Below are 346 nucleotides of genomic sequence, written 5' to 3'. Positions count from 1 at the left end.
GTCGATTCAAGAAGCTTGGCCAGGCACTCGCCGACCGCATTTCTCTGCTACGGAATGGAGGCTTTGCGCCTCGTTCCCGGAAAGAAGTCAGCCGGCGAACTTGGGGTAATCTGATGGAGGCTGACCGGCGGCACCAAGGTCAGTCTCATCCCTTCCACATTGTTGAGCGAAGAAGAGCCTGCAGATGGTCTGGCAGATCGAGTTCGCCGCGCGCCTCGATCTCTAATAGATACCGGGCCTTGCCCCAGCGACTGCCCTCCGTGATCGCAGGGTACGCGCAGATGGCCAGCAACGCCTTTTCCTCTGCTTGGCTAGCTCTGTCGTGGTCGCGGCTGCTTCCGCCCAT

General features: G+C 60.1%; 1 pseudogene. It reads right to left on the bottom strand.

Annotation, left to right across the window (positions count from 1 at the left end):
• Nucleotides 1–145: 145 nt before the first annotated feature.
• Nucleotides 146–346: pseudogene (locus EN861_RS35950) on the bottom strand (hypothetical protein); the annotation flags it as partial.

Source organism: Mesorhizobium sp. M8A.F.Ca.ET.218.01.1.1 (genome assembly GCF_004791165.1).
In the GTDB taxonomy this organism is placed as follows: Bacteria; Pseudomonadota; Alphaproteobacteria; order Rhizobiales; family Rhizobiaceae; genus Mesorhizobium.
This window is presented reverse-complemented; position numbering and strand designations above follow the sequence as displayed.